This is a genomic window from Rhodococcus sp. NPDC060176, from assembly GCF_042728675.1.
Classification (GTDB): Bacteria; Actinomycetota; Actinomycetes; order Mycobacteriales; family Mycobacteriaceae; genus Rhodococcus_F.
The window spans coordinates 957909-973059 of record NZ_JBHWYS010000001.1; the positions used below are offsets into that span (position 1 = coordinate 957909).

Below are 15151 nucleotides of genomic sequence, written 5' to 3' on the forward strand. Positions count from 1 at the left end.
GGAATCGTCCGATTTCTGAATCTCAGTGCATCTCAAGGGTTTGTCGTAGTGCTTTCAGGGGATCCGAGGCATCTCGACGCCCGCGCGGGCCAGGCCCCTCGGGGTTGACGAAGCGGCCCTCGTCCGAGCGGGTCCACTCTCGTACGGCCCATCGCTCCTTGATAGCCCAACATCCACCACGTCGCTCCATGTGGTCGATGAATCGCGCACCGCTGGTGAAGTTGACCATCCCGATGCCTTCAGCGCCGCCCCAGTGAGTGGACATCGAGTATGCCTCGCTGATCGCCTGGTCGCCATGCAGTTCGACCAGATGATTGCCGATGTGGTGCATCGTGCCGCCGATCGCCGAGAGTTTCGGTGTGACCCAAGCGATGTACTCGTCGATGTTGCCGTCGAAACCGGTGTGATGGTCGACCGCATCCGGATGATAGGCGCTGCGGACGAGATCGAAGTCGAGACGATCGATGCCGCGGCAGTACGTCAGAACCACCTCACGAATAGCCTGCTTGTCGATGAGATCCTGCAGTGCCCGGTCCATGTCACGCCTCCTTGATGTTGGTCATCCAGTCGATCAATTCTGGTAGTTCTTCAGCAGCGCAATCGAATACGGCAGGTCGGAGCACGACGACGGACGCGCCGCGGTCAAACCAGTCCCGGACTTTGTCCGCGGTTGCCGAGAGATCGACGAATCCACTGTCGCGTCGAACGGGTGCCGCGGACACCTGCACACGTGCGGTGTCCGGGTCACGGTCATGAGACTCGAACGTGCTGCGCAACAACGCAACACTGTCGGTGAATGTTCCCAGATCGGTCGGGTTCACGGTCCAGCCGTCGGCAACGCGTGCGATGCGGTCGAAGTTCCGCTGACTTGGTCCGAAACCGAAGAGCACCGGTACATGGGATTGGGTCGGCAGTGGGAGGCTGTGGTAGTTCTCGAAAGCGAAGTCGCGCCCCTTGAAGGTGGCCGGGGCATTGGTCCACAGTTCGCGGCACGCTGCGACAGTCTCCTCCATGCGGCCGAATCGCGCGTCGAATGGCATGTTGGTGGCGGTGTATTCGGCTTCTTGCCATCCAACGCCGAAGCCCATGACGGTGCGACCTTCGGACAACGAGTCGAGTGTGGCAACCTGCTTGGCGAGCAGGGCCGCCGGGCGAACAGTGGCGATCAGAACCGATACCCCGAGGCGAGCGCGCTCTGTCACCGCGGCGATCGCGGACAGAAGTGAGATCGGTTCGTACCAAGGATGATCCAAAGGGAACAAGAAGCTGTGTTCGACTACCCGCTGAGCGTGTGCGTCGGCATTGAACCCGAGGTGATCGCCAGTGCAGATCAGAGCGATCCCGGCACGGTCAGCGCGTGCGGCGAAGTCCAGAACGGGGCGAATCTTGCCGTCGAACTTGGCCTCGAGGCCCAAAATGTTGACGCCGATCTCCATCGGAGTCAGCTCCGAGGCAATTCGAGCTCGTCGACGACGAACTGAATGATCCTCGTTTGATCGAGGAAGTTGGATTCGTCAGCCCGAATCCGGTTGCCTACCTCCGGTTGGGCGTGAGTTGCGAGCATGTCTTCGTATCCGGACTTATCGCTGAACCACATTTCGGTGATGACATCGAATTGTGGATCCGGGGTGTCGCCGGTGCGTAGAACCTGAGTCAGGTCCGGGAAATTCCTTCGTTATTCGATGATTTGAGGGAATGTTTCGGTGATCAGCGGAGCATGGTTGTTCTCGTAGTAGTCGACGAATTCGTCTCGCGTCAGTCCGGGTTTGCGAGTGAGAAGGGCGATTACCTTGAACACGTGGTCTCCAGTTTCCTCGGCAACGAGATGGATTCAGAGTGCGCGTCGGGCGTGGGCGGACAGGTCGCCCATATTGTCCAGGCAGAAGAGCCTCGAGCTGAACTGCCACGTTCCGTCGACGCAGGTGAAGCGATCGAAGTAGCGCCCGGACAGGATAGGTTGCAGGGCAAGCGCTTCAGTACCTTGTATGACCGTGATGTACGAGAGTGCCGACGCCGATTCGCCGTCGACCGCAATCCGGGTGTTGGTCAGCAGATGTTTGGTTCGCGGAATCGGCGGATCTCCGTACATCCGAACGAATCCGCTGCAGGCTGCAAAGACGGCATCGGCGTCGGACGAAATGAGCGTGGTGGCAACTCCGTCCGGCCCGCACTGCCCGTAGTCGGACTGGGCGAACAATGCGGCGACTTCGCGCAATCTGCCCTGATCGATCAGATGCGTGTACTCACAGAGCAGGTCACGGATCGCCGACTCGGCAACGATCCGTGACAGCTCCGCGGTCATACGGTGATCTCGCGCCGAACCATCTTGCCGGTTGCATTGCGCGGCAACAGATCACCAGTGATGCGCCACTTCGACGGAACCTTGAAGTAGGACAGGCGCTCGGCGGCGTAGTCGCGCAACTCTGCCTCCGTGGTCTCTGCTCCGGGACGCAGGACCACCACAGCGGATACTTCCTGGCCGAGGTCGGGGTGCGGCATGCCGATGACAGCGCACTCGATCACGTCGGGGTGTTCGTCGAGCGTCTGCTCGATCTCGGTGGGGTAGACGTTTTCGCCGCCACGCAGGATCAGGTCGGAACGACGGCCGGTGAGACGGAGACGCCCGTTCTCGATGACGCCGAAATCGCCTGTGCGGAGCCAGCGCCCGGGCGCGATTGCCGACTCGGTGGCCTCGTCGTTCTCCCAATATCCGAGCATGACGAACGGGCTGCGTACACACACTTCACCTTCGATGCCGTCCGGCAGCCACTCGCCGAAGGGATCTCGAATCTCCATCGAGACGGTGATGATCGGACGGCCGAGAGTGCCTGGGAACTCTTCGAGTTCGGCGCCTACGGCCACTGCGATGGCGGTGCTGCATTCGGTGAGGCCGTAGCTGTCGACCAGAGCATTGCGTGCGAACGGCACCTGCTCCTTGAGTCGTTCTTTGAAAGCCGGCGACGACGGCGCGGATGCCAGCGAGAAGGAAGTCAGGGAAGAGACGTCGTACTTGGCAATGTTGCCGTGTTCGAGTAGGCGCGACGCCATTGTGGGTACCGCACCCCAGTTGGTCACGCGCTCGCGTTCGACCAGCCCGAGCACCTTGTCGACGTCGAAGCCGCCCTCGGTCAGGATGACGGCGCTGCCGGTCGCGAGACGGGGGACCACCAGATTGTGCAGGCTGGCGATGTGGAAGAGCGGGGACGTGAGCAGATAACGCAGCGGGCTCGGCTTGGAAGCGTCGTACTCACGGCCGGTGAATGCGGCGCCGATTGCGTCGCTGTAGCGGTGGTAGTCGACGACGGCCATCACGTTGCGGTGCGAGTGGAGTGCGCCCTTGGGACGACCGCTGGTTCCGCTGGTGAACAGGATGACGGCGGGGTCGTCTTCGTCGATATCGGTGCTCGGCACGTCGGAGCCTGCATACTCCGAGATGAGCGCGGGCAGATCCTCTTCCATGGTGAGGACCGTGATGTCTGCCGGCAGCTCGGGGAGAGCGGCGCCGCGCTTGGCGTCGACGACAAGAACCTTCGGCCGCGACAGCTCGATCCCGTGGGTCACCTCTCGCGGAACCCACCAACCGTTGAGACCGACCGCGATCGCGCCGAGCGCCTGCGTCGCGAAGAACGTCATGACCCACTCGGGAGTATTGGCGGCGAGGATGCCCACTCGGTCGCCTTTACGGACCCCGTACTTGTCCCTCAGGGCAGTTGCCAGAGCGGCGACGGAGTCGGCGTTCTCGGTGAACGAGATTCGACGATCGCTGGTGACGAGATAGTCGCCGTCGCCCCAGGCCCGCGATGCTGAGATGAGCTCACCGATGGCGCGGCCACGGTTCTTCATCACGGGCATGACGGTGCCGAGAACCTCTTCTTCGACGATCTCGAATGGCCCACCTGGACCAGTGAGGCGTGAGACCGCCTGGTCCAGAAGCAACTGCGGATCTGCGGGGGCAGTCATGGAATGGCCTTTCGTATTGTGGCGCTTTTCACGTCACAAAATCTCACGAGAAAATCATATCTGTGGCGGCGGTTACCACTGAGCGAGACTGGGAGGGTTCCGGCTCTGAGGCGTCGATACGTTCGAGTCGTATCGCAGTTGGAGAAATCGACATTCCGATATCGACTAGGACACAGGACACGATGACGAACACCGCCACCGAAGCATCTTCGAACGCAGCGCTTGCAGCACCCCAGCGCGAGGACGTCGCGCAGATGTTGATCGACCGTCTCGGTGATCAGCACCTGGGCCTGCGGACGCGCACGCAGGACTGGAGCTGGGACGAGGTGGTGCGCGAGAGCGCAGCGCGCGGCTCGCTTGCGAAGTCGCTTCGCGCGCCTGGACCGTTTCACATCGGAGTACTTCTCGAGAACGACCCCGAGTTTCTCTTCTGGCTCGGCGGTGCGGCTCTGACCGGGGCCACGATCGTCGGCATCAATCCGACCAGGCGTGGAGCTGAACTCGAGGCCGAGGTCCGGTACGTCGACTGCCAGCTGATCGTCACCGACAAAGCAGGCTACGAGAAGCTTGCCGGCCTTGACCTCGGGCTGACCGAAGATCGTTTTGTCCTTGTCGACGACGCGTCCTACGCGGACAAAATTTCAGCTCACCAGGTCGAGTCACCTCAGATCGACCTCGGCGTCGACGCGTCAACGCTGTTCCTGCTTCTCTTCACCTCGGGCACCACTGGAATGTCCAAGGCAGTGCGGTGCAGCCAGGGGCGTCTGACGCGGTTGGCCTACGCGAACTGCGCCAAGTACGACATCGACCGCGACGACGTCTGCTACTGCTGCATGCCGCTCTTCCACGGCAACGCGTTGATGGCTCTGTGGGCGCCGGCCCTTTCGCAGGGAGCTACGGTCTGCCTCGTTCGTAAGTTCACCGCCTCGGGATTCATGCCGGACGTTCGGTTCTACGGCGCAACATATTTCACCTACGTCGGTAAGGCCTTGGGGTATCTCATGGCGACGCCAGAACTGCCCGACGACATCGAGAACACCCTCACTCACGGCTTCGGGACCGAGGCTTCGCCGGGGGACAAGGCAGAGTTCATCCGGCGTTTCGGTGCACAGCTTTTCGAGGGATACGGTTCGAGTGAAGGTGCCGGTTCGGTCGTACTCGATCCGAACCAACCTGCCGGCGCGCTGGGCCGTCCCGCGAGCGAGAACATCGTCATCGTCGATCCCGATACCCGCGAAGAGCGACCCCGCGCAATTCTCGACGAGCACTCTCACGTGCTGAACCCCGACGAAGCCATCGGCGAGATGGTCGACAAGGCCGGGTCGAAGAAGTTCGAGGGGTACTACAAGAACGAAGACGCGATAGCCGAGAAGATTCGCCACGGTTGGTACTGGACAGGCGATCTCGGCTACGTCGACGAGGCCGGGTTCATCTACTTCGCCGGTCGCAAGGGTGACTGGATCCGCGTCGACGGCGAGAATACGTCGGCTCTGATGATCGAGCACATCCTGCGTCGCCACCCCAAGGTGATTGCAACGGGTGTCTTCGCGGTGCCGGATCCGCGTTCGGGTGATCAGGTGATGGCTGCGATCGAGGTCGCCGATCTCGCCGATTTCGATCCGGTCGAGTTCGCGGCTTACCTTGCCGCGCAGGCGGATTTGGGTACGAAGGCGGCGCCGCGGTTCGTTCGCGTTTCGACGGACCTGCCGGTCACAGGGTCCAACAAGGTGCTCAAGCGTGAATTGCAGGCCGACCGCTGGCGTACCGACGAACCGGTGTTCCACTGGGTGGGCCGTGGCGCCCCCGAATACACGTTGATGACCGAAGCTGACGTGGTGAATCTGGAGAAGGAGTTCGAGACACACGGCCGTTCGCGGTTCCTGTGAGTGGAGTTGCGCTGGTAACCGGCGCTTCCCGGGGGATCGGCCGAGAGTGCGCGCTTGCCTTCGCGCGCGCCGGGTTCGACGTTGCTATTACTGCTCGCACCGTTCGTGAAGGAGAGGGGCGGGCAGCTCCGCGAACGAGGCAGGGCGAGCAAGTGATTCCGGTGCCCGGCAGCCTGGAGACGACGGTCGCCGAGATAGAGGCCTTCGGGGTGCGAGCGCTGGCCGTTCCGATGAACCTGCTCGATCTGGAATCCGTCCGCGGCGCCGGTGAACGGGTGCTGGAGGAGTGGGGACACGTCGACGTGTTGGTGAACAACGCCTACGCACAGACGGTCGGAAACATGGACCGGGTGCTCGACATCGAGATCGACGACGCTCAGGCGATGGTGATCGGGAATTACCTGCACCAACTCGCTCTGGTTCAGGTGATTCTGCCGTCGATGATCAAGAGTGGCAACGGCGTTGTCGTCAACCTGGCATCGGGCTCGGCCACCATGGATCCGCCTGCGCCGCCGGGGGAGGGCGGCTGGGGATTGTCCTACGCTGCCTCGAAGGCGTCGTTCGGACGTATCGCCGGGGCGATCAACTCCGAGTATCGGGGCGCCGGGATCAAGGCGTTCAATCTGAGTCCGGGATTTGTCATTACGGAATCAGGGAAAGCCCGTGGTGGCGCAGACGCGATAGTCGACGCAGGGTTCGCTGCCATACCGGCATCCGTACCGGCTGCAGCGGCGGTGTGGCTTGCAACAGATCCGGATGCGGACCGGTTCCTCGGTCGCGTCGTGGACGGTCCGAAATTGATGGCGACACTGGAGGAAACGGTATGAAGCTCGGCGTAGTCGTTCCGGTCGAATTGGGTCGAAGTGGAGACCCTGATTGGATTCTGCAATTCGCCCGTGCGGCCGAATCGTTGGGTTTCGACGAGATCTCGGCTGTGGAGCACTCGGTGGTCATCGCCGACACCGAGAGTGAATACCCCTATTCTCCGACCGGGAAGTCGCATCTGCCCGATGACTGCGACATCCCGGATCCGCTGGAACTGCTCTCGTTCGTGGCCGGTGCCACAACCACTTTGGGGCTGTCCACCGGAGTTCTGGTGCTGCCCAATCACAATCCGGTAGTGCTTGCCAAGCGCTTGGCGACGCTCGATCGACTTTCGGGTGGGCGCCTGCGCATCTGCCTCGGACTGGGCTGGATGAAGGAAGAGATCGAAGCGTGCGGCGGTGACTTCGAGCGTCGTGGCAAGGTAGCCGACGAGGCGATCGCGGTGATGCGCGCACTCTGGGCAGGCAAGGATGCGGTCGACTTCGACGGTGAATACTTCTCGTTCAAGGGTGCATACAGCTGGCCGAAGCCTCACCGCGAGTCGGGAGTTCCGCTCTACGTCGGTGGACACAGTCTCGCGGCCGCGAGGCGAGCAGGCCGATTGGGTGACGGTTTCCAGCCGCTGGGACTTGCTGGTGAAGACCTCGACAAGGCCGTTGTAGCGATGAAAGCTGCTGCGGTCAAAGTCGACCGAGATCCCGCCGATGTCTCGCTCGTTCTCGGTGCGACATTACCCAGACTCGACGAAGCAAAGCTGGACTGGGCACGCGGTTTGGGAGCCGATCGAATCGTGCTGTCCGCCAGCCGCCGTGGTACGTCGTTGGAACTGATCATCGACGAGATGGCCGAATGCTCGAAGCGTTTGGGGCTCGGAACGTAAATCCCGTACCTGATCAAGGATGAGCCAGCCCGTTCAGGAGCATCGCGCTGACGAAGGCCGCGTTGTCGGCCGGGCTGTCGGATCGGCGGGTGAAGCACCGCAACAGGAGGGTGTTGGTGATTCCTGCGGCGATGTCCATCGGGCTGCTGATGGTCGACAAGACTCCATTGTCCTGGCCCCGCTGCACAACCGGAGCGATGATCGAGGGAATGTTGAGTTTCTCTTTGAGCGACAGCAGGCTCTCGGGCTCGCCGTAGGTGTCGTGGGCAACGGCAACCAGCAGTGCATCCATGAACTCTGTTTCGTCAGAAGCTAGTTGAGCGCAGCGGAGTAGGAAGTTCTCGATGATCGCGACGTCACCAAGACCGATCAGAATGTCGTCGGCAACGGTTTCTCGCAGTGAGTCCACTCGATTCTGAAGGGCCGCCACCAGAATATGGGGCTTGGTGGGAAAAAGTTTGTTCACGGCGGCGCGGGGAACCGCCGCAGTGTCGGCGATGTCGTTGATCTGCGTCATGAAGTATCCGCGCTTGCCGAATTCGCTACGGGCAGCGGCGAGAAAGGCTGCTCGCGGATCACGCGGTAGCGGCCGCGGCGCGGCGGGCTGGTCGATCGGTCCCACAACATCGTCTAGGTGTTGATGGAGACCAGACGTATCGACGACGGCGCCCAATATCGCGAGCAGTGCGTCGGACATCACCTCGGGTGAGACGGAGCGGGAATCGATGCGGCTACGAACGCGGAAGCCGTCGATCAAAGCGTTGACGGTGACAGCGAAGGTCTTGGTGGTGAAAGGCCTTCGAAGTGTTGCGTCGGTTTTCTCGAACAGTGCCTCGTAGGCAGCGGACACGAGTTCGTCGCGTCGACGATATTCGTTTCCCAGAGCGGTGGTGGTTCGCCGGTGTGAGCCCGCAAAAATGTGTGAGAGAAGACTTCTGGCCGTCGACGCTTCGTTGACGAGAGCGTCGAACGCCTCGGTAACCAGGGTGGTGACCGTCGGGCGAAGCGCGTCGTCGTTTGCCATCAACTGTGCGCGCACGGTCTGCTTGACCGTGTCGGCGCTGTGCAAGGTCGATTCGGTGAGGCTGGCGATCACGGCCTCGATGAATTCGGATTTTGTTCGGAATTTGCGGAAGAATGTTGCCTGCGACGCGCCGGCTTGGTTGACGACCTGTTCGCTCCGCAGACCGCGTTCGAGAATGTCTCGAGGAGCCTCGACGAGCGACGTCACGCCTGCATCGATGAATTGCACAGTGGAGGCGTCGTGATCAGTCATCGTCGGTCCTTCGGTCGATCGGCAGTCTCTCCCGCACATAACGGGCAAACGAGACTCTACCGAGGTCAAGGCGCACTCGAGTGGTGTTCTGAGAGTGTTCACTCTCGCTCGAGAGTTCTCCCAGTCAACAAATGGAGTGACCCGGCGACCCCGCTCCGTTTCCATGGGAGTTCGACCGCGCGAAACAAGGCCTGGAAAGTTAGGGACACCACCGATGAAGACTGCCGACTCACCCAGCCTCAGTAGGCGTGAAGTACAGGTGCTGTTGACCTGGATTCGCTGCGACTCGAAAGCCGAAGTCTCCCGTGAGCTGTACATCGCGGAGGGAACTGTGAATACGCACCTTGCGCGTATTCGCGGGAAGTACGACGAAGTGGGCCGGACAGCGCCAACGAAGATGGCGCTGCTTGCTCGGGCTCTTCAGGACGGGTTGATCCGTATCGACGAACTCTGATCGACACGCCAGCTATCTGGTGCGTCGATCCGGAAGTCAGTCGAGGGGGGTGGCGTCCGTTGTCGGTGTCTTGGCGCCAGGAGTCGCTTCGATGTCGAGAACGACCTGGCTGTCGGTGGCGTCTTCGGGGAAGACGTACCGGCGCATGGCCCACCACCGGAAGGCCGTCGCCAGCAGGGTTCCGATGATCGATCCGCTAATGAAGTCAGCGAAATTCTCCATCAACACCGATACCTCGGGTTGACGCAGGTGGAACACGTACCTGGAGGTCCAGAGCGGTACCTGGTTGATGGCCAAACCGATACCGGCGACGATGAAGAACAGGGCAGCCTCGTGATGGCGCTGTCTACCACCGCGCTGAGCGAACGACCACTCGCGGTTCAGGACGTAGGACAGAACCGTTGCGATCAGGACCGCGAGGATGTTGGCCGTCACCGGGTGCTGAGGCAGAACCGTCCACTTGATGCCGAAGAACAGCACCGTGGTGACGATGAAGGCGATGCCGCCGACCACCAGGAACTTGAGCATTTCTGCGTGCGGCAAGACGCGCACGAGAACCCGCTCAGGAAGCCTATTGACCATCTTTTCGACAAACGCCATTGTTCGAGGCTAACCCTGAATACAGCCGACGGCACAAATCGTCGACGCACGTGTCGGCCAGATCATCAGAATCCGTACCCGAGAATTGCCGGCTTCGATGTGCTGAACGCGAAGTCGAGATTCCGGATTTCCTGCGAATCAGTTGCCTGGAGTCGGTGCGCCGCAGCAAAGGCCTTGGCCTGGTGCTCGCCCAGGTACAGGCTGCTCAGAACGTCGGCGGGCATCGTGATCGCGGGCCCGGCGTCGGTGGCCGTGCACGTGGCTTTGCCTCCCTTGACCTGAAGTGCAAAAGTTCCGCCCGCGCTCAGGAAAGGATCTTCGACCTTGATGACGGTGTCCAGGTCAGCAGCGTATTCACGAGCCTCGAGCGCCGCGGGCACGTCCATGATGCGAAGCCACAGACGATCGGAACGCGTGGTTGTCCTGGCGAGGCGGTAGTCCGTCAGCATCAGCCGTAGGGGATCGGCGGGATGCTGGCGTGTCTCGATCCGGGTGACGAGGTCGAGCCCGCAGATCGTGCGCCACAGCGCCGCGTGCGCATCTTCGGTGATCGTCACGAACTCGTCGATCCGGGCGATGCTGTCGCGGCCCTCGCTCGTGTGCCGGTAAGCGATGTATCCGTCCGCGTGTGTCAGAAAGAACAGTCCGGAGGCTCCGTCACGATCCTCGGACGGGTCGGCGAACATGTGATCCCACAGTGGTTGCGGACGGACCTGCGCGCCGGGAGTCTGCAGTCGCCAGCGGTCGTAGATCTCGGGAAGAAGCGTCGTGGCAGCCTTGACGTCGACAATCGACACACCGCCGTTGTCGGGCACCTCCGGGCGGAACTGCGCGAAGCGTCGGTCAAGGGTGATGCCTTCACTAACGGTGGCCGGGCCGTATCCGAAGCGGTTGTAGATGCCGGCCTCGCTGGCCGTCAGCGCTGCAAGCGGCGCGCCGGTCGACTCGATATGGGCGTGAAGTGCAGTGAACATCGAGCGTAGGACGCCGCGGCGACGATGAGTCGGGGCGACGGATACCCAGGTGATCCCGCGCGTGGGGAGTTGGCGTCCGCCGGGCACGGTGAATTCCATGTCGATCTCGATGGCCACGCCGACAGGTACGTCACCGTCGACGGCAAGGATGATGTCCTCTGGCTTGTAGAGCGCCTTTGTCAGCTCGCTGACCGCGGGAGACGGATGAAAACCGAACCCCACCGAGTCGAGTAGTTGGAGAGCCGGCCAGTCACTCTCGGTAGCGGTGCGGATGGTGATCTTGTTTTCGGGGCTCACGTATATCGACTCTGGCATAGATTGCACGAAGACGCACATGAATATCGGAGCCGACGTTTCTGCACCGACTCCCAGGGGTACCGCCCGACGGACCAGTCCTGCGGCACGGAGAAAAACCGATACGGAGAAAACACTGTGGCGATCACCGACATCAAAGAATATGCCCACCTCACCGAGGAAGACGTCGAGGCGCTCGGGCGTGAACTGGACGCCATTCGGGTCGATATCGAGGAGAAGCGCGGCGCGCACGATGCTCGATACATCCAGCGGACAATCGCGTTTCAACGCTCTCTGATGGTGGCCGGCCGCATCGTCTTGTTCGCCAGCAAGAAGAAGCCCGCCTGGATTCTGGGGACTGCGCTCCTGGGGGTCGGCAAGATCATCGAGAACATGGAACTCGGCCACAACATCATCCACGGCCAGTGGGACTGGATGAACGATCCCGAGATTCACTCGAGCAACTGGGAGTGGGACAACACCTGCCCGTCCTCGGGATGGAAGCACTCGCATAACTTCACTCATCACAAGTTCACCAACATCGTCGGTCTGGACAACGATGTGGGTTACGGAATCATGCGCGTAACTCGAGATCAGAAGTGGCACGCCGACTATCTCTTTCAACCGATCACGAATTTCGTGCTCGCGACACTGTTCGAGTGGGGCGTGGCACTGCATCACCTGGAAACGGACAAACTCCGCAAGGGCGAGGTGAAGTGGTCCGAGAAATCGGACATGGCCAAGGACGTCGGAAAGAAGATCGCGCGGCAGGTGACAAAGGATTACATCCTGTTCCCCGCTCTGACCGGCCCGGCGTGGAAGACCACGTTGACGGCGAACGTCGTTGCGAACCTTATCCGAAATTACTGGAGTTACGCCGTCATCTTCTGCGGGCACTTCCCCGACGGTGCCGAGAAGTTCACGCTCGAGGAATTCGAGAACGAATCGCGCGCTCAGTGGTACCTACGGCAGATGCTGGGCTCCGCCAACTTTCACGCCGGCCCGGTCATGGCCTTCATGAGCGGCAACCTCTGCTATCAGATCGAGCATCACTGCTTCCCGGATCTGCCGAGCAACCGGTACTCGGAAATTGCGGTGCCGTTGCGCGACCTGTGTGACAAGTACGACCTCCCGTACACGACCGGGCCGCTGTGGAAGCAGTACGGATTGACTCTGCGCACCATCTGGAAGTTGTCGCTGCCCAACAGGTTTCTCTCGGCATCCCAGGACGACGCTCCGGAGACGCACTCGGAGTTGAAGTTCCGTATCCGAGGCGGAATCAAGGAAGTGTTCGGCGTCGATCCGCAGACCGGTAAGCGGCGTGGCTTGCGAACAGCGATCGCAATGGTCTCGAGCTGATCAGTCAGCGCTTGTGCGCCATTGAACGAACCACGAGATCACCGGTCGACTGGATTGCCTGCACCAGCACGATCAAGATCACGACTGCGACGAACAGCACCGGTGTGTTGAATCGTTGGTAGCCGTACTTGATTGCGAAGTCGCCGAGTCCACCGGCGCCGATGGCACCTGCCATGGCTGAGAAACCGATCAGCATCACCGCAGTCAGGGTTGCTCCGGCTACAAGTCCTGGAACTGATTCGGGTAGTAGCACTTTGGTGATGATGTCCTTGTCGGTGGCGCCCATGGACCGTGCTGCCTCGACGCGCCCGGAATCGACCTCACGCAAGGCGTTCTCGACGACGCGGGCGAAGAAGGGCACCGAACCGATGGTCAACGGCACGATCGCTGCCGTGGCGCCGAGCGCTGTTCCGACGATCGCCCTCGTTGCCGGGATGAGGAGGACCAACAAGATGACGAACGGCAGCGAACGGCCGATGTTCACCACGGTGCCCAGAACCGAATTGAGGACGCGGTTGGGACGGATTCCGTCGGGAGCGCTCGCGTGCAACAGAACTCCGAGCGCAATACCGATGATGACGGTAAGCACGAACGAGACGCCGACCATGTAGAGCGTGTCGAGTAGGGCTTCCCATGCTTCGCCCAGGGAATCCTGCCAGGACGTCTTGTTCATGAGAACGTCACCTTCACTCCGCGCTGCGAAAGATGTTCTTCGACAGACTTTCTTGTCTCTTCGATGCTGGTGAGTCCGGTGTGCGAGGCGAACTCCACGCGAAGGCGACCGACCTGATGAGTGCCGATGTTCTCGATACCTCCGGAGATCACCGTGACGTCGACGTCGAGATCTCGCGAGAGTTGGGAAATCACGGGTGAGGTGGACAGTGAATCGACAAAGGTGAGGAGCGCGGGAATTCCGGTCGGGGTAGTTCGCACCGTTCCGGTCGGCAGTAGTGCCTCGCCGAGTGGCGATCCCGGGTCCGCGACCAGTTCGGTGAGAGTTCCCTCGTCGACGATGCGGCCCTGATCGATCAGAGCAGCGCGGTGACAGATCCGTCGAACCACGTTGAGTTCGTGGGTGATCAGAACAATGGTCACACCCAGACGTCGATTGAGGTCGGCGAGCAGGTCGAGGATCGAATCGGTTGTATCCGAGTCGAGGGCGCTCGTGGCTTCGTCGCACAGGAGGACGTCGGGAGAAGCCGCCAAGGCCCTCGCGATCCCGACCCGTTGTTTCTGTCCGCCGGACAGTTGCGAGGGGAAGGCGGCACGTCGGTCTTCCAGGCCGACCAACTCGATCAGCTCGTCGACGCGGGCACGGCGATCTGCCCGCGAGTATCCCGCCACTTCGAGAGGAAAGGCGATGTTGGCGGCGACCGAGCGGGAGTGCAGCAGGTTGAAATGCTGGAACACGACACCGATCCGCTTGCGTGTGTCGCGCAGTTGCGCTGGGCTCAGCGCAGTCAGATCGGTGTCGCCCAACAGAATCCGGCCACTGGTCGGGCGTTCGAGCAGGTTGAGGCAGCGCAGCAGAGTCGATTTACCGGCGCCGCTCTTGCCGATGATGCCGAAGATTTCGCCGTCTTCGATTTTCAGGGACACGGAATCGAGTGCATGCAGAACTTTTGTGCCGCTGCGGTATTCCTTGGAGACCGATTCGATCGAGAAGACCATGACGGGTCTCGCTCAGGTGGCGCTGGCCGGAATGACCGAGCCCTGGTAGGTCTGCTCGATGAACGTCGCGACGTCGGTGGACGTCAATGCCTCGGCCAACTTCTGCACTCGCGCATCGTTTTCGAGGGAGGTGCGTACGGTCAGGACATTGGCGTACGGGTTGCCCTCGGCCTTCTCGAGCACCAGGGCGTCCTTGGCCGGGTTGAGACCACCTTCGATTGCGTAGTTGCCGTTGATGATTGCGAGATCGACATTTCCGTCGTCGAGCGTGCGCGGCAGCTGCGGGGGATCGACCTGGGTGAACGTGAGTCCCTTGGGGTTGTCGATGATGTTCTTCTCGCTGATCTGCGTGATGTCCGTGCCGGGAGCGCCCAACTGCTGATCCAGCTTGATCAATCCGGCCTGCTGCAGCAGGTACAGCCCACGGGCGAAGTTCGTCACGTTGTTGGACAGCGCCACCGTTGCGCCTTGGCGTAGGTCGGCCACGTTGGTGACCTTCTTGGAGTATGCACCGAGCGGCTCGACGTGGACTTTCGCCACTGCGACCAGGTCGTCGACACCCTTCTCCTTCGACCACGATTCCTGATACGGCACGTGCTGGAAGAAGTTGGCATCGGTGTCGCCGGCTTCGAGCACCTCGTTGGCGTCGAGGTCGCCGGTGATCTCGCTGACCTCGATCTTGGTGTCGCCGAGCAGGCCCTTTTCTTCGACGAACTTCAGGATCTCGGCATGCGGAACCGAAGAAGCGACGATACGAAGGGGCGCGTTGGCGTCGGAGGAGCTGTCGCTCGAGCACGCTGCGACGGTTCCGACTGCGACGGCGGCCACTGCGAAGGCAGCGAGGAATCTTCTGGTGCGCGAGCGTGACATGTGAATCTCCAAGACATAGCCGAACGCACGCCGAGATGGCGTGACAGTTGCTGAACGCTAGCCCGGTAAACCTCCCGTGAGGAGATACAGAATCACCGCGAT

Annotated in this window: 15 protein-coding genes and 1 pseudogene; 5 read left to right on the forward strand and 11 right to left on the reverse strand. The window is 61.4% G+C overall.

Translation table 11 applies throughout. The annotated features are described in order from the left end of the window. Nucleotides 1–22: 22 nt before the first annotated feature. The 5 genes and pseudogenes from ACFWEM_RS04570 to ACFWEM_RS04590 form a co-directional block, all read right to left on the reverse strand. Nucleotides 23–538, reverse strand: coding sequence for a nuclear transport factor 2 family protein (locus ACFWEM_RS04570; RefSeq protein WP_378531521.1), 516 nt, complete (start codon nucleotides 536–538; stop codon nucleotides 23–25). Between the two features lies 1 nt (nucleotide 539). Beyond that, on the reverse strand, nucleotides 540–1436 hold the full coding sequence (locus ACFWEM_RS04575) for a TIGR03619 family F420-dependent LLM class oxidoreductase (RefSeq protein ID WP_378531523.1): 897 nt from the start codon (nucleotides 1434–1436) through the stop codon (nucleotides 540–542). A 5-nt stretch (nucleotides 1437–1441) separates the two neighbouring features. Beyond that, nucleotides 1442–1798: pseudogene (locus tag ACFWEM_RS04580) on the reverse strand (EthD domain-containing protein). Nucleotides 1799–1831: 33 nt separating this feature from the next. After that, nucleotides 1832–2302 (reverse strand): nuclear transport factor 2 family protein, encoded by a 471-nt coding sequence (locus ACFWEM_RS04585; RefSeq protein WP_378531525.1) that lies wholly within the window; start codon nucleotides 2300–2302, stop codon nucleotides 1832–1834. Further along, on the reverse strand, nucleotides 2299–3960 hold the full coding sequence (locus ACFWEM_RS04590) for a class I adenylate-forming enzyme family protein (RefSeq protein ID WP_378531527.1): 1662 nt from the start codon (nucleotides 3958–3960) through the stop codon (nucleotides 2299–2301). Before ACFWEM_RS04590 ends, ACFWEM_RS04585 begins: the two co-directional genes overlap by 4 nt. A gap of 254 nt (nucleotides 3961–4214) precedes the next feature. On the opposite strand from ACFWEM_RS04590, the gene ACFWEM_RS04595 reads away from it, so the two are divergent. The 3 genes from ACFWEM_RS04595 to ACFWEM_RS04605 are packed head-to-tail and all read left to right on the forward strand — an operon-like array spanning nucleotide 4215 to nucleotide 7551. Continuing rightward, nucleotides 4215–5846: an AMP-binding protein gene (locus ACFWEM_RS04595; RefSeq protein WP_378532743.1), complete on the forward strand. Its 1632-nt coding sequence runs from the start codon at nucleotides 4215–4217 to the stop codon at nucleotides 5844–5846. Next, nucleotides 5843–6673 carry an SDR family NAD(P)-dependent oxidoreductase gene (locus ACFWEM_RS04600; protein WP_378531529.1) on the forward strand — a complete coding sequence of 277 codons (831 nt, stop codon included), beginning with the start codon at nucleotides 5843–5845 and terminating at the stop codon, nucleotides 6671–6673. Before ACFWEM_RS04595 ends, ACFWEM_RS04600 begins: the two co-directional genes overlap by 4 nt. Continuing rightward, nucleotides 6670–7551 carry an LLM class F420-dependent oxidoreductase gene (locus ACFWEM_RS04605; RefSeq protein ID WP_378531531.1) on the forward strand — a complete coding sequence of 294 codons (882 nt, stop codon included), beginning with the start codon at nucleotides 6670–6672 and terminating at the stop codon, nucleotides 7549–7551. Before ACFWEM_RS04600 ends, ACFWEM_RS04605 begins: the two co-directional genes overlap by 4 nt. A 13-nt stretch (nucleotides 7552–7564) precedes the next feature. On the opposite strand, the gene ACFWEM_RS04610 is transcribed toward ACFWEM_RS04605, so the two are convergent. Continuing rightward, on the reverse strand, nucleotides 7565–8827 hold the full coding sequence (locus tag ACFWEM_RS04610; protein ID WP_378531533.1) for a TetR/AcrR family transcriptional regulator: 1263 nt from the start codon (nucleotides 8825–8827) through the stop codon (nucleotides 7565–7567). Between the two features lie 214 nt (nucleotides 8828–9041). Here ACFWEM_RS04610 and ACFWEM_RS04615 point away from each other — a divergent pair, with 214 nt between their 5' ends. Next, nucleotides 9042–9281, forward strand: a complete 240-nt coding sequence (locus tag ACFWEM_RS04615) for a LuxR C-terminal-related transcriptional regulator (protein ID WP_378446777.1) — start codon at nucleotides 9042–9044, stop codon at nucleotides 9279–9281. A gap of 36 nt (nucleotides 9282–9317) precedes the next feature. Here ACFWEM_RS04615 and ACFWEM_RS04620 read toward each other — a convergent pair whose 3' ends face one another. Together ACFWEM_RS04620 and ACFWEM_RS04625 are read right to left on the reverse strand one after the other, a co-directional pair. Further along, complete coding sequence (locus ACFWEM_RS04620; RefSeq protein ID WP_378531535.1) at nucleotides 9318–9881, reverse strand: GtrA family protein; 564 nt, start codon at nucleotides 9879–9881, stop codon at nucleotides 9318–9320. A 65-nt stretch (nucleotides 9882–9946) separates the two neighbouring features. After that, nucleotides 9947–11152: an enhanced intracellular survival protein Eis gene (locus tag ACFWEM_RS04625; protein ID WP_378531537.1), complete on the reverse strand. Its 1206-nt coding sequence runs from the start codon at nucleotides 11150–11152 to the stop codon at nucleotides 9947–9949. A gap of 135 nt (nucleotides 11153–11287) precedes the next feature. Here ACFWEM_RS04625 and ACFWEM_RS04630 point away from each other — a divergent pair, with 135 nt between their 5' ends. Next, a complete protein-coding gene (locus ACFWEM_RS04630; RefSeq protein ID WP_378531539.1) occupies nucleotides 11288–12508 on the forward strand; it encodes a fatty acid desaturase family protein in 1221 nt (406 codons plus the stop codon). Between the two features lie 4 nt (nucleotides 12509–12512). On the opposite strand, the gene ACFWEM_RS04635 is transcribed toward ACFWEM_RS04630, so the two are convergent. From ACFWEM_RS04635 to ACFWEM_RS04645, 3 genes are read right to left on the reverse strand one after another with little or no spacing between them, the layout of a single operon-like run. After that, entirely contained in the window at nucleotides 12513–13181 is a 669-nt protein-coding gene (locus tag ACFWEM_RS04635; RefSeq protein ID WP_007732650.1) for a methionine ABC transporter permease, read from the reverse strand. Continuing rightward, on the reverse strand, nucleotides 13178–14179 hold the full coding sequence (locus ACFWEM_RS04640; protein ID WP_378531541.1) for a methionine ABC transporter ATP-binding protein: 1002 nt from the start codon (nucleotides 14177–14179) through the stop codon (nucleotides 13178–13180). The genes ACFWEM_RS04635 and ACFWEM_RS04640 overlap by 4 nt, the downstream gene beginning before the upstream one ends. Nucleotides 14180–14191: 12 nt before the next feature. Then, complete coding sequence (locus tag ACFWEM_RS04645; protein WP_378531545.1) at nucleotides 14192–15049, reverse strand: MetQ/NlpA family ABC transporter substrate-binding protein; 858 nt, start codon at nucleotides 15047–15049, stop codon at nucleotides 14192–14194. Nucleotides 15050–15151: the final 102 nt, after the last annotated feature.

Bases quoted from the DNA above. Each gene is read 5' to 3' on its own strand.
- ACFWEM_RS04605 (WP_378531531.1), top strand. From the start codon at position 6,670: ATGAAGCTCGGCGTAGTCGTTCCGGTCGAATTGGGTCGAAGTGGAGAC.
- ACFWEM_RS04610 (WP_378531533.1), bottom strand. From the start codon at position 8,827: ATGACTGATCACGACGCCTCCACTGTGCAATTCATCGATGCAGGCGTG.
- ACFWEM_RS04620 (WP_378531535.1), bottom strand. From the start codon at position 9,881: ATGGCGTTTGTCGAAAAGATGGTCAATAGGCTTCCTGAGCGGGTTCTC.
- ACFWEM_RS04575 (WP_378531523.1), bottom strand. From the start codon at position 1,436: ATGGAGATCGGCGTCAACATTTTGGGCCTCGAGGCCAAGTTCGACGGC.
- ACFWEM_RS04635 (WP_007732650.1), bottom strand. From the start codon at position 13,181: ATGAACAAGACGTCCTGGCAGGATTCCCTGGGCGAAGCATGGGAAGCC.
- ACFWEM_RS04570 (WP_378531521.1), bottom strand. From the start codon at position 538: ATGGACCGGGCACTGCAGGATCTCATCGACAAGCAGGCTATTCGTGAG.
- ACFWEM_RS04585 (WP_378531525.1), bottom strand. From the start codon at position 2,302: ATGACCGCGGAGCTGTCACGGATCGTTGCCGAGTCGGCGATCCGTGAC.
- ACFWEM_RS04595 (WP_378532743.1), top strand. From the start codon at position 4,215: ATGTTGATCGACCGTCTCGGTGATCAGCACCTGGGCCTGCGGACGCGC.
- ACFWEM_RS04640 (WP_378531541.1), bottom strand. From the start codon at position 14,179: ATGGTCTTCTCGATCGAATCGGTCTCCAAGGAATACCGCAGCGGCACA.
- ACFWEM_RS04645 (WP_378531545.1), bottom strand. From the start codon at position 15,049: ATGTCACGCTCGCGCACCAGAAGATTCCTCGCTGCCTTCGCAGTGGCC.
- ACFWEM_RS04615 (WP_378446777.1), top strand. From the start codon at position 9,042: ATGAAGACTGCCGACTCACCCAGCCTCAGTAGGCGTGAAGTACAGGTG.
- ACFWEM_RS04590 (WP_378531527.1), bottom strand. From the start codon at position 3,960: ATGACTGCCCCCGCAGATCCGCAGTTGCTTCTGGACCAGGCGGTCTCA.